Source organism: Microcoleus sp. PH2017_35_SFW_U_B (assembly GCF_020737865.1).
GTDB lineage: Bacteria > Cyanobacteriota > Cyanobacteriia > Cyanobacteriales > Microcoleaceae > Microcoleus.
In genome coordinates this window covers 1-11,870 of sequence record NZ_JAEQDE010000142.1, presented here as the reverse complement: position 1 = coordinate 11,870, position 11,870 = coordinate 1, and the positions used below count along the sequence as shown (strand labels likewise).

Annotated in this window: 10 protein-coding genes and 2 pseudogenes; 11 read left to right on the top strand and 1 reads right to left on the bottom strand. The window is 44.6% G+C overall.

Features of this window, described 5'->3' with window-relative positions; all coding sequences use genetic code 11:
* Positions 1-130 precede the first annotated feature (130 nt).
* The 8 genes and pseudogenes from JGK36_RS31135 to JGK36_RS31100 form a co-directional block, all read left to right on the top strand.
* A pseudogene (locus JGK36_RS31135) lies at positions 131-350 on the top strand (group II intron reverse transcriptase/maturase); the annotation flags it as partial.
* A gap of 651 nt (positions 351-1,001) precedes the next feature.
* Complete coding sequence (gene ltrA / locus JGK36_RS31130) at positions 1,002-2,807, top strand: group II intron reverse transcriptase/maturase (protein WP_293199042.1); 1,806 nt, start codon at positions 1,002-1,004, stop codon at positions 2,805-2,807.
* Positions 2,808-2,859: 52 nt separating this feature from the next.
* Positions 2,860-3,399, top strand: a pseudogene (locus JGK36_RS31125) (reverse transcriptase/maturase family protein); the annotation flags it as partial.
* Positions 3,400-3,537: 138 nt separating this feature from the next.
* Positions 3,538-3,912 carry a hypothetical protein gene (locus JGK36_RS31120; RefSeq protein WP_293199041.1) on the top strand — a complete coding sequence of 125 codons (375 nt, stop codon included), beginning with the start codon at positions 3,538-3,540 and terminating at the stop codon, positions 3,910-3,912.
* Complete coding sequence (locus JGK36_RS31115) at positions 3,851-4,678, top strand: transposase (protein ID WP_293199040.1); 828 nt, start codon at positions 3,851-3,853, stop codon at positions 4,676-4,678. Before JGK36_RS31120 ends, JGK36_RS31115 begins: the two co-directional genes overlap by 62 nt.
* Before the next feature lie 4 nt (positions 4,679-4,682).
* A complete protein-coding gene (locus tag JGK36_RS31110) occupies positions 4,683-5,537 on the top strand; it encodes a group II intron maturase-specific domain-containing protein (protein ID WP_293199039.1) in 855 nt (284 codons plus the stop codon).
* 399 nt (positions 5,538-5,936) lie between these two features.
* Positions 5,937-6,044, top strand: coding sequence for a hypothetical protein (locus JGK36_RS34035; protein ID WP_366516619.1), 108 nt, complete (start codon positions 5,937-5,939; stop codon positions 6,042-6,044).
* Between the two features lie 130 nt (positions 6,045-6,174).
* A complete protein-coding gene (locus JGK36_RS31100) occupies positions 6,175-6,351 on the top strand; it encodes a hypothetical protein (protein ID WP_293199036.1) in 177 nt (58 codons plus the stop codon).
* Positions 6,352-6,358: 7 nt separating this feature from the next.
* On the opposite strand, the gene JGK36_RS31095 is transcribed toward JGK36_RS31100, so the two are convergent.
* A complete protein-coding gene (locus JGK36_RS31095; RefSeq protein ID WP_293199035.1) occupies positions 6,359-8,437 on the bottom strand; it encodes an NB-ARC domain-containing protein in 2,079 nt (692 codons plus the stop codon).
* A gap of 250 nt (positions 8,438-8,687) precedes the next feature.
* On the opposite strand from JGK36_RS31095, the gene JGK36_RS31090 reads away from it, so the two are divergent.
* The 3 genes from JGK36_RS31090 to JGK36_RS31080 all read left to right on the top strand — a co-directional run.
* Positions 8,688-9,833, top strand: coding sequence for a hypothetical protein (locus JGK36_RS31090; protein ID WP_293199033.1), 1,146 nt, complete (start codon positions 8,688-8,690; stop codon positions 9,831-9,833).
* A gap of 11 nt (positions 9,834-9,844) precedes the next feature.
* Entirely contained in the window at positions 9,845-11,566 is a 1,722-nt protein-coding gene (locus tag JGK36_RS31085) for a CHAT domain-containing protein (protein WP_293199031.1), read from the top strand.
* Positions 11,567-11,636: 70 nt separating this feature from the next.
* A partial coding sequence (locus tag JGK36_RS31080; protein WP_293201292.1) for a hypothetical protein occupies positions 11,637-11,870 on the top strand: 234 nt, incomplete at its 3' end.

Here is an 11,870-nt window from a genome sequence, read left to right as displayed (position 1 = left end):
GTTCTGAGGTTTTGGAGGCTTGAGCCGGATGATGGGAAACTGTCAAGTCCGGTTCTTAGGGGAGGAGGACGCGGCGACGTGTTCCTCCTTACCCGACAAAAAGACGGCGGGTGTAGATGGCGTTAAATCGCTGACTCCAAAGCAACGTTTAGACCTGACTCAAAAATTAAACCTGGGGTCAAAGGTCAGTCCAACTAGGAGGGTATGGATTCCTAAGCCTGGATCGGAAGAGAAGCGACCTTTGGGTATACCTACAATGGAAGACCGAGCGATGCCGCGCACTTGTCAAGCTGGCACTAGAGCCAGAATGGGAAGCGCGATTTGAACCTAACTCATACGGGTTCAGACCCGGAGTGCGATTCGTTGGGTAGAAACTAACCCTGAAATGGGTAGAGGATTACCCGCAAGCTACACAAGAATCTTCTCCCAATGGGAGAGGCTTCGCCAAGACAATTTGATAGTCATGTGGGTGAGGTAAATATCCTAGAAAACTAAGTCCCACCCTCCAGGTGCAGGAGTGAAAGCACACAGAGCGCAGTCAAGAATTGCGTCCCCCAGGGTAGCGACTAGCCATCAATCCCTGAAGCGGGGGTGAAAGGTGTCAATACTGGAAGCCTAACCTGGTAAACACCGAGCAAGAGTTCATGAGTAGGAATACAAAGGTACATTTGAACCATCGTCATGAATAACCAGCGAAATCAGGCTGTTTACGTTGGGAGTCCCAAAATGGGCAAGGATAATGGGGAGTTGGCAAGTTCCTGGTTGACCAACAAGCACTTCCTCTAAACCCGGTGGATAGTACCGCTCTAAAAACTCAAACAATGACTATCAGAAACGAAGTAACCTCTCGTCCGTTCTCAGTCTTCAATGATTGAGTAGGTGCTAACTAATACGAAGAGTAGGCAAGATTGATTCAAAAGCAAAACGCCTGACTGTAATGGTGAGGATAGGCAGACAGAATCACGGTGATTTGGAAGATAAAGTTTCCAGTAGCAGTAAATATGTCTAATACGAGTTTAAAGACTACGGTGGAATGGCGTTCTATTAACTGGCGAAAGCTAGAACGTAGAGTGTATAAGCTGCAACAGAGAATTTATCAAGCCTCTCAACGTGGCGATGTAAAAACATATCGCAGACTCCAAAAAACGTTGATGAATTCTTGGTCAGCAAGAGCCATTTCGGTTCGTAGAGTTACCCAGGATAATTGCGGCAAAAAGACGGCAGGTGTAGACGGCGTTAAATCGCTGACTCCTAATCTCCGTCTTGCCTTGATAAATCAAATAAAACTGGGTTCTAAGGTTAGCCCGACCAGGCGTGTATGGATTCCCAAGCCTGGATGTGATGAGAAGCGACCTTTAGGAATACCTACAATGGATGACCGCGCCTTGCAAACGCTTGTCAAACTGGCATTAGAACCAGAATGGGAAGCGCGATTTGAACCAAACTCATACGGGTTCAGAGCCGGAAGGTCATGTCATGATGCAATCGAAGCAATCTTTAACTCCATCAGGTATAAACAAAAATTTGTACTTGATGCCGACATATCGAAGTGTTTCGACTGTATCGACCATAAAGCACTGCTTTTAAAACTGAATACATCTCCCACCATTCGCCGTCAAATTCGTGCATGGTTAAAAGCGGGGGTGATGGATGGTAAGCAGTTGTTTCCTACATCTGAGGGAACGCCACAAGGCGGATGTCTTTCGCCGCTTTTGGCAAACATAGCCCTCCACGGGATGGAAAACCGGATAAAAAGCGCCTTTCCTAGTGGCACAATTGTCAAGAAAGGTCAATACGCTGGCTATCAGCCAGGAGCTACTTTAATCAGGTACGCCGATGACTTCGTGATTCTCCATGAAGACATAACCGTTGTTCAAAGATGCCGGGAAATAATCTCGGAATGGTTAATGGGCATAGGCTTGGAATTAAAACCCAGTAAAACTCGGCTGACGCACACTCTTTCAACTTTTGTTGATGAAAAGCCAGGATTCAACTTCCTTGGATTTAATATACGTCAGTTCCCCAAAGGGAAACACCATACAGGTAAAAATACGAAAGGGGAATTACTCGGTTTTAAGACCATCATTACCCCAAGTCAGGAAAAAGTGAAGGCACATTATGACCGTCTGTCAGATGTAATTGATTCCCATAAGTCAGCACCGCAAGCGGCGCTAATTAAGCGACTAAACCCTATCATTAGGGGTTGGGCTAACTTCTATTCGACTGTCATAAGTAAGGAAATCTACGCTCAGTTAGATGACCTAGTGTATCAAAAGCTTTTCTCTTGGGCACAATTCCGCCACCCAAAGAAATCAAAGGGATGGGTGTCAAAGAAATATTGGCACTCCATAGGCGATGATAACTGGGTATTTGCAACCACTGAAGTTGGGAAAAACCCACTTCGGTTACTTGACCATGCCCGCATTAAAATAGTGCGTCATGTAAAAGTTAAAGGCAAACTATCCCCATTTGACGGGAACCTGGTTTATTGGAGTACAAGAATGGGCAACAACCCAGAAATGCCAATTAGGGTATCAAAACTCTTGAAAAGGCAAAAAGGGAAGTGCGCCCACTGTGGATTGTTTTTCCGTGAAAACGATGTGATGGAAATTGACCATAAAATCCCGAAATCGCAAGGTGGAAAGGATTCTCACGATAACTGGGAACTTCTACACAGACATTGCCACGACACAAAGACCGCCTCAGATGGCAGTCTTGGCAACAAATCCGGCTGCAATAGTGCCGAGCCTAAGCCCACCAAAAGACTTGAAAAAGTCGCGGACAAATGGGTAATGAGGTATGCGTGACAAGCACCAAAACATTGAGGAGCCGTGTGAAAAGAAATTTTCACGCACGGTTTTGAAGACCAACGGGGCTGGTGACAGTCTCGTTGAGTTTAATCGCTCATGCCATGATGCGATAGAGCAAATATTCACGGTAATTAGTCAGAAATCTAAATACGTGCTAGATGCTGACATTGCCAAGTGTTTCGACCGCATCGACCATGAAGCACTGCTCAAAAAATTAAATACATTCCCCACCATCCGCCGACAAGTTCGAGCCTGGTTAAAAGCGGGAGTGATGGATGATAAGCAGTTGTTTCCAACATCTGAGGGTACGCCACAGGGCGGGGTAATTTCTCCACTACTGGCAAATATTGCCCTCCACGGGATGGAAAAACGAATTAAAAAGTATGCTGATACTTTGCCCACCCGAAGTGGTCATGGTAAGCGGGACAACCGTAAAAGCCTAAGCCTAATTCGTTATGCCGATGACTTCGTTATTCTTCACGAAGACATAACCGTTGTCCAAAGATGTAAAGAGATTATCTCTGAATGGTTACAAGGCATGGGTTTAGAACTAAAACCCAGCAAAACGAGACTTACTCACCTGGTTGACTGACAAAAGTCAGTCAAGATCGGGATAAAAGCTGACCCAGACTGGATTAAAGAGAAAAAGAGGGATAAACTGTTCTTAACCAAAAAACCAGTATGAATCGAAATGATCGATCGCCCCTCTCATCTTCATCATAAACTAATGAAATTCGCAGGTCAATACAGTCAGTGGTCAGATTTAAGACATCTAGGAGTGATGTGTTGGATGATGGTTGGTTTGATTGTAGAAGGCAAGGTAAATCTAACCAAATGGCTCGACCATGTTTGCACCAAAGCACAAATAGCCCAAAGCACACAGCGAAGATTGTCTCGATGGGTAAATAATCCCCGCATCAACCCAGCAAAACTGTATAGTCCTGTAGTGAAGGCGGTATTTGCCAACTGGAAAGACTCAGAAATTTATCTGAGTTTTGATACCAGTATGTTATGGGATAAATATTGCATCATTCGGATCTGTGTTGTACATTTGGGCAGAGCGATTCCGGTGGGCTGGCTCCTTACTCAAACACAAAAGTAGTAGTGTCAAAATCGATACTTATCAGGACCTTCTCAAGCGTGTCTCTAGGCTCCTACCCGTCGATGTCAAAGTCATTCTCTTGGCTGACAGGGGGTTTGCCAATGCCGAATTAGTCCGTGATGTCAGAAAATTAGGCTGGCACTGTCGAATCCGGATTAAAGGCAATTTTTGGCTGCGTCATCCACGGCAGGGGTGGCAGCGAGTGAGTCAATTTCCGGTAGCCATCGGCGAGGCAAAACTGATCCACAACGTTCAAATTCACAAATGTAACTCGCTCACAGATGTCCATCTAGCAATTGCGTGGGAATCTACGAATGGCGAACACTGGTACATTATTAGTACGGAGCCTACTAATCTCCAAACTTTTCGGGAATATGGTTTCCGCTTTACCATTGAGGAAAATTTTCTGGATGATAAATCCTCTGGATTCAATCTCGAAGACTCTAAACTCCGTTCCGCTCCAGCTCTTTCTCGACTGTGCTTAGTGTTAGCGATGACTACTTTGTTCTTGACTGCTCAAGGTGTTGAAGTTGTCATTTTAGGTCAGCGTCGCTGTGTAGATCCACATTGGTATCGGGGTGCTAGCTACTTAAAAATTGGCTGGAGTTGGGTCAAACAAGCTCTGAACAAGGGCTGGAATTTAATTTCTGTTATCTCTTTTTCTACTAATATTGACCCCGAACCAGTCAAGGCTTCTCGTCTACAACATCAGCAAAGAACTTACAGAATTGAGTTTCAAGCTACCACTGTAGTTTGGGCTAATTAAACTTTTGTCAGTCAATCAGCTTACTCACACTCTCAACCAGTATGAGCAAGAAAAACCAGGGTTCGATTTCCTTGGTTTTAGGATACAACAATTCACTGTGGGAAAGTATCACTCTAATCAGGGTTTTAAAACAATCATCACCCCAAGCAAGCATTCGCAAAAGGTACATTACGATCAAATCGCTAGTGTTATCGAAGCCCATAAGGCAGCACCGCAAGTGGCGCTAATCAACCATCTAAACCCAATCATTAGGGGATGGGCAAACTACTATGCGACTGTGGTAAGTAAGGTGGCTTACTCACATATCGATAGCCTCACGTACCAAAAGTTAAGCGCTTGGGCAAAACGCCGCCACCCAAAAAAGAGCAGGGAATGGGTGTCAAACAAATATTGGCATTCCATAGGCGGTGATAACTGGGTATTCGCAACGAAGAAGGATGGATTAACCTCATTTCGGTTACTTGACCATGCCGTCACCCCTATAGTGCGTCATGTGAAAGTTAAAGGCGAATCGTCACCATACGACGGAAACCTAGTTTATTGGAGTTCAAGAATGGGTAAAAACCCGGAAATGCCGTCTAGAGTGGCAACGCTCCTGAAAAAGCAAAAAGGGAAATGCACCCACTGCGGTTTGTTCTTCCGTGAAGATGATGTAATGGAAGTTGACCATATCATCCCCAAATCGAAAGGTGAAAAGGATGAGTATAAAAATCTTCAACTTCTACATAGACATTGCCATGATATAAAGACAGCCAATGATGGCAGTTCTGGCAGCAAATCCGACTGCAACAGTGTCGAGCCTAAACCCACCAAAAGACTTGAAAGAGTCGAGGATAAATGGGTAATGAGGTATGCGTAACAAGCACCAAATCATTGAGGAGCCGTGTGAAATTAAAGTTTCATGCACGGTTTTGAAGACCAACGGGGCTGGTGACAGTCTCGTTGAGTTTAATGATGGCAGGCGGTACAAAGAGCGATTAAGTTTTCGAGCCGGTTGTCTTCCGGTATTCTGTTGCGATGATGCACGGTCAAAGTTAAGGAACAACGCTCGGATTTAGTTAAGTTGCTGTTGCTTTGTTTGTCTGGTCTGAGGCATTGTTGGCGGCACTTAGTACAGCGCCAAAGAGCGCTTTCTTTTACCGAAAGCGCAATCTCATACCAATTGTTGGGGTATCTTTTGGGTTTTGCCATAACCGTAAAAGCTTATTAATGTCAATCCACCGCCGCAGTAAAGGTAAGCGAGGCTAGTTTTTATCGCATTCTCAATGGCAGCCGCGATCAGTCAGAAATTGTCCAACTGCGGCAGTGGCTCAAAGTCGGTGACACCACGCTGCAATTCGTCTCTCAGAATGGCAAGTTCAACTAAAACAGCAGGAGTCCCGCACTCTAACGGTACGACCTTGAGTGACGGGAGGAATGCGCGTGAGGCTTGCATAGCCGAACAAACTAGATGTAAACGCAGACAAGATTTCTTCAATACATGATATAATTATGGCATGAAACAAGTCCTGACCGTATCTTGCAAGCTCGAAGTATCGCCTGAACAGTCCATCAAAATTGATGCGACGTTTCAGGCATTTGCTAATGCTTGTGAATATGTGAATCAAACTGTGCCGCTAACTCTCACAAATGAATTGGCGATGCAATCGTTGATCTATCACTTTGTAGATTAAAGCATCCCTACGTATTGCGATCATTTATTATATGTTGCCACTCCTGTTGAATACGCTTCAGTTCTCTTCCTGCACCGAGACTTTGAAGGATATTGCAGGCACAAGCATAGTAAATTTGCGCTAAGTCCATGTTGTGAAGGAATTGTTCAAGTCGGGCTAGATGATAGTTCGTTAGCGCTATGTGTTTCATCATGTGGCAATTATTAACGATTTCGAGAGCTTCTTGTAAAGTTTCCCTTGCAATTTCTAGATTGCCAGCATTAATTTCAGCCTCTCCCAACTTGACTAATATCTCACCAATTATTGGAATAAAAGTAGTATTAGCCAGTTCAGACTCTCCATGTTCAGTTATAAAATCACGATACATTTGCCGTCGAAATTCCAATAGTTTGCGCTGTATATTAGCACTCAAAGCTGCGCTCTGTCGCTTGTTATCCGCTAGAAACTCTGGAAAGTCAAATCCTGTTAACTCTGATGGATTTGGGTAGAGACGTTTGTACTCTGCTTTTGAGTTGAAACTCATCTCATCCAAAATGTCCCCTTCTCGAAAATTACTAATAAGCTCTAATTGGAGCTTGCAAAGCTTAACATTAGTTTCATCACTTTGTGTTTGGGCAATTGGGATGGCTTTTTTAAAATGCTGTTCAGCTTCTTCTAAATCACCGAATTCAATGCTTATTTCCCCAATGAGGATTAAGCAGGATGCTTTTTCCCCCTCTTCAATAAATGGCAAAAGCTTCTCGCACATGACTTTTAACAACGTCCACTGTCCTCCCCGTTTGAGATGATCCTTTAATTTCCAAAATCGGTGAAAGGCTTCATTGTAATCAACTATCTGATAAGCAAATGATTTTGTTTGAAAAAAGTCGCGAATCAGGGGATGTAGGCGATAGGTTCCGGGGTTTGTTCGTTGCAGCAGGTGCAGATTGAGTAACTCACTGTCGCGGGTTTCTTCCAGAGTCTCCGAGTCTTGGTCAGCCAAGCACTTCTCTACCAGCCACCAGGGAATCGGGGCAGTGGCAAACAGACTTAGGAAATACCCTAGCGGTTTCGCGCTTTCCGACAAAAGTTCCCAACTCAACTCAAACGCTGCCGCCACTCCTAATCGCGCGGTCATATCATCATCCGTCTGACACAGTGCTCGTGCCACTAATCCCTTCTCTTGCAACCGTTGTAGCATTACTGCCAAAGACAAATCGGGTTTGCGAGCGAGATAACGTCCCACCAGTTCCAGTCCCAATGGCAGACACCCTAACTGAGCACAAAGCTGCTGAGCGCAGTCTCGCTCAGGCTGAATCCGATCGCCTCCTACCAATGACTCCAACAGCGCCAGTGCCGCTGTTTCATCCAAGACCTCCAGTTCCAACTGGTTGACTGAGGTGCCCAACCGCAGACGAGTAGTAATCAGCACCTTGAAGCGAAGGGCAGTTGAGGGCGGTAAGTAGGGTGTGATGGCGGCGTAGTCCGTGACATCATCAAACACCAGCAGCACTTCCCCGGATTGCCAGTGTCTCCAGCAAAACGTTATCTGCTCCAATAATTCAAAGTCATCGGGTGGATTGAGGTTGAGGAGCGATCGCCCAAACTGCACAATCTGAGTCCCCACATCCACGCCTCTTGCCGAGAGCCAGCAAATCCCTGCCGGATAAATGGGCTGGTATTTCAGCGCATATTGTAATGCCAGTTCCGTCTTGCCGACACCACCCATTCCCGCGATCGCAGAAACGGCAACGCGGTAACTCTGTTGCAACATCTGATGGAGTTGCGACATAACCTGATCCCGACCAACAAACTCCACCACGCCACTGTAGGGAAGGTTTGCAGGAATTCCAATTGGTTTTGGGTGTTGCTTTTGAACAACCTCGATTAGGGCTTGAATGGCTTCATCATTCCAAGTGACGTAAGTGCGATCGCCAATGTGAATATCCTGTCCCTGCCCAATATTGACGTTGTACTTACCCAACTGCACTGCATCCAGACAATTATACTTCCGGAATAACTCCCGTAGAGCTTGAAGATATCCCTCAGTTTCCTTGCCGTTGGCAATGCGATCGAAGATAGCGCTTAAGTCATCCTGAAAACTCATCTGGCTCTACGCCTGTCCTTTATTTAGCCAATTAGAATCCACCTATGCAGAAACTCCTAAGAGTATACACAGTATTATTTTGTATTAAGTATGGCACACAACACATTTTTGAGTGTAGACTAAATAATATCATATGCTGAGCGAACGACTAATCAAAGAAATAGGCGATCGCCATTGATGCCACAAAACCTTACTTAATTTTGTTGACAACTTGCAAATTCATAACTTATCAATTAGTCATCATTAGCTAATGAATATACAAGATTCTTCTCCAGAAATTTCCCAGGATTATGCTGAAAAAGTGCGCTTGCTGTTTGCTCCATCTGGCGAACCAACGGGCGAACGCGGAGGACGAGGACCGACTTCTCCTCAAGATTTAGCCCAACAAGCAGAAAGTCTATCTCCGGTATCGGCATCCTTAACCCAGGCTTTGGCACGGGAGCAAACCGAGGCAGATCCAACCGTGCGCTTTCAAGCATCGGTGAAGCTGTTGGCGAAAGCTTTAACTGATTTAGAAATCAGTGCTTATCTGTATAAAGCAGCAATAGACGAAGAAGAGGGAATTACTTGGTCTAAAAACCAAGAAAGAGAACGAAGTGTAGCTGATTTAGGAAGTATTGAAGAAAACCTTAAAGTTCTATTGGGTGTCGAAATCAGTTCCCAAATTATAGAGCGGGGCGAGGCAGAAATAACAGATATTCCGACCGCTCGCGTGGAGTTATCAAATACCGTTGTAGATACCCTAAATTGGATTTTAGAACGAGCCAGTCAAACTGGGGAATCGGCACTAACCAGAGTTATGGGTTTGGGCGTAGCAGAACTCGCTGAAGCTGTTGGTTTTGTCGGCATGGATATTGCTGGGGTATTAGGGCAATCTGAAAATGTCTCTCGTCTTTACAATGCGTTTCGCGATTTCTTGAACAGAGCTTATGAATCTGTTATCGAACTTTTGGGACGACAATTAGCAGAAACAGCCGCTAAGCAGGTACTTGAATGGATACAAGAACTTAAAGAAGGAGCTAAGCTGAACGATATTTTAGAAAGGTTTTACCAAACAAAACAGACAACCGAGAATCTTCAACAGTTAGCAGATAGCAGTACAGCAAATTTAGAGCAATTTATTACCGCCATCCAAAGTGTTAGCGGACTTGATGCAGCTTACCGACAACAGATAAATTGGGCTGAAAAGGTACTGCAAGGTTTGAAATGGTTTGGAACATTACCAGCAGTAGCACTGCCTCAAGGTAAACTACTGATAGCAGCTTTGTGCATTACCTTGGGCGGATATGTAATATTAGTCGGTGCTGACTATGTAGATTCACCGAATCTAACGCTTCTGAATTGCGTGCCTGGGGTACGTCATATTGTAGAAATTAATCTGGCAACTCAGGAGTAAAGAAACAGCAAATGATAATTAATAACTACTACGATTTTGTACTGGTCGTCGATACTGTCCAGCGTGATAATTCAGGCAGTCAGCAATTTTCAGTTAGAGTTTTAGAATCTCCCGCTGGTGAAAGCAAAGCCCCTGAATTTATATCGCCAATCCCTCCAAGCTTGCAGCGTAAAATTCGGCAGCTTGAAAATCGCCAATTAGAGGAAAAAGATATCGTTAATCTGGGAGAGCAGCTTGCTGATTTTTTACTTCCAGATCCGGTTCGTCAGCTATTTTTAAATAGTCTCAGTCGATTGCAACCCAATGAAGGATTACGCCTGCGTTTATTTTTAGATCCGAGTTTAGTTAGTATTCCTTGGGAATATCTCTACATTCACGAACTCACTGAAGCAAAAAATAGCATGGGGTTCTGTGGTTTAAATCCAAAAATTTCTATTGTACGCCACGAACTACTTCCTGTTGGGGTCAAGCTAGATATGACTCCCAAAAAACGTCGCTTGCTTGTTGCTTTGGCTAGTCCTCAAGATGAAGAACTGCTGCGTTTAGATAAGGAGCGCGAGAATATCGATCGCGCTTTGAAAGAGATTCCAGGAATTGAGCCTGTATACGTGCAAGATGCAACCGCACAAAAGTTACTGGATGAGTTGATTGCTGGCGCAGATATTTTTCATTTTGCGGGTCATGGTAAGTTTAAACAATCGATATCGGACGACAGCGGTGGATACATTTTGCTGCTGGGTGAAGATGGAAAATCTGCTCCTATGCCAGCCGAAAGCTTGGCAGTTAATTTGCAATCTCGCGGCGTACAGTTAGTCTTTTTAGGTGCTTGCGAAACGGGACGGCGCGACGAACAAAATGCTTGGAGTGGAGTAGTCACCAATTTAATGGCAGCCGGAATTCCTGCGGCGATCGCTATGCAGTATAAAATTTGGGATGAAAGTGCGATCGCATTTAGTGGAACTTTCTACAAAGCACTGGCAGCGGGATTACCCTTAGAGCAAGCAGTATCATTAGGTCGGATAGCTGTTTTCAACCAATGTGATGCTCTCAAAGACAAGGAACAACGTCAAAAATATTGGCGAGATTGGGGAGTTCCGGTACTGTACTGCCGAGTCAGAGGCAATTTTGTCCTGCCAACTATTATGACTGAAAGTCACAGAAAAACTTTACTCGACGAGCTTCAAGGCGCAAGTGACGTGGTTCAGAATCAGAGTGGTGGTGTGAATAATAGTGGAACAATGAATCATAGCCCTGTTATTCAGGGAAATGAAAATGTATTACAGTCTGGGGGAAAATACAATACTTACATCAGAACAGCCAATGGGCCAGTAGCGACTGGCGATAACCCACACATAGTTAATCCCACATTTGGCAATGTCACTAACAGCCCAATTGGTGTGGCAGGTGGTGATGTAACATTGGGGGATGTAATATATGGTGCAGAAAAAACATCAGAAAATGATGTGCGATCGCTTTTTAACTCGATTTTAGATCGCGTTCGTCGCCTTCCGGCAGACCCAGATGTGGGCAATGATGAAATTCTTCAGGATGTTGAACGTATTCGCAAGGAAGTATTGCGAGGGCGAGAAGCTAATCTCAAGAAAATAGAACGCTGGTTAAAGTCTTTAGAGGTAGCCCCAGAGATTCAAGAAGCTGTTGTCATAACTTTGGAAGGCCATCACCCGGACATTACGGAACTGATACGTCAGCTTGCTACTAGCGTTCGCAGGTAGGAGTAAATGATAATTAGGCAGATGTTATCCTACTTTCTTTAAATAACTCAGTGAGGCAATAAGCTAAAGAATGAACGATCGCGCAAAGGAAGTAAATTCCACTTTCTGGGGTTACGTGCAAAACAGTACGGTTGTTACGGCTAGTGGCAATGTCCAAATCAAGCTGACAAACGGGACTGTCCTTTCAGTTAGACAAGAAGACTGGGCTGATTTTTCTGACTTAATTGCTAGGGTAACTCAACGATTAGTTGGTCGAGGCTTTATTTTTGAAAAGGTCGCCGATTTTATTCAAAATAACTCCTGT

Bases quoted from the DNA above. Each gene is read 5' to 3' on its own strand.
- ltrA (WP_293199042.1), top strand. From the start codon at position 1,002: ATGTCTAATACGAGTTTAAAGACTACGGTGGAATGGCGTTCTATTAAC.
- JGK36_RS31085 (WP_293199031.1), top strand. From the start codon at position 9,845: ATGATAATTAATAACTACTACGATTTTGTACTGGTCGTCGATACTGTC.
- JGK36_RS31095 (WP_293199035.1), bottom strand. From the start codon at position 8,437: ATGAGTTTTCAGGATGACTTAAGCGCTATCTTCGATCGCATTGCCAAC.
- JGK36_RS31090 (WP_293199033.1), top strand. From the start codon at position 8,688: ATGAATATACAAGATTCTTCTCCAGAAATTTCCCAGGATTATGCTGAA.
- JGK36_RS31100 (WP_293199036.1), top strand. From the start codon at position 6,175: ATGAAACAAGTCCTGACCGTATCTTGCAAGCTCGAAGTATCGCCTGAA.
- JGK36_RS31120 (WP_293199041.1), top strand. From the start codon at position 3,538: ATGAAATTCGCAGGTCAATACAGTCAGTGGTCAGATTTAAGACATCTA.